Source organism: Vibrio sp. 704, assembly GCF_033339295.1.
In genome coordinates this window covers 1-621 of sequence record NZ_JAWOUH010000623.1, presented here as the reverse complement: position 1 = coordinate 621, position 621 = coordinate 1, and the positions used below count along the sequence as shown (strand labels likewise).

1 protein-coding gene and 1 pseudogene are annotated in these 621 nt (G+C 44.8%); one reads left to right on the top strand and one right to left on the bottom strand.

Features of this window, described 5'->3' with window-relative positions:
• Positions 1-238, top strand: a 238-nt coding sequence (locus R7R24_RS28130) for a DUF3833 family protein (RefSeq protein WP_318120363.1), incomplete at its 5' end; no start/stop codon positions are given.
• Positions 239-364: 126 nt separating this feature from the next.
• Here R7R24_RS28130 and R7R24_RS28125 read toward each other — a convergent pair.
• Positions 365-621: pseudogene (locus R7R24_RS28125) on the bottom strand (adenylosuccinate lyase); the annotation flags it as partial.

Sequence of the window (621 nt, the reverse complement as noted above, 5' to 3'; positions counted from 1 at the left end):
TGGCCGGTATACAGGCAAAGCAGATGACATTATTGGTTTCGCAAACGGAAAAGAGCAGGGTAACGCTCTGCAATGGCAATATGACTTTGAGTTAAAAATGGACGACTCGACAGTGACCGTTGCCTTTGATGATTGGCTTTACCGACAAGATGACAAACACGTATTCAACCTGACCAAAATTAAAAAGTTTGGCGTGGAGGTGGGGACAATAACCTTGTTCTTCAAAAAACAACCCTAAATCCGCGATGCTCTACACGTATTGGGCGAAAATACTCTATTTGAATGCCTCGGTTGGTAAGCTTCCAAACAAAAAGGTTGACGCTTTCACGTCAACCTTTTTAGTTATTCGCTCATTATTGAGAGATTATAGCTTGTCAGTTAGCTCGATTGCTTGACCGATATAGTTCGCTGGCGTCATCTCTTTTAGACGTGCTTTTTCATGTTCAGGAAGCTCAAGGCCGTCAATGAAGTTACGCATTGCTTCACCGTCTACGCGCTTGCCGCGAGTCAGCTCTTTCAACTTCTCGTATGGCTTCTCGATACCGTAGCGACGCATTACCGTTTGTACTGGCTCTGCTAGAACTTCCCAGTTTTTGTCTAGTTCAGCAAGAAGCGCGTCAC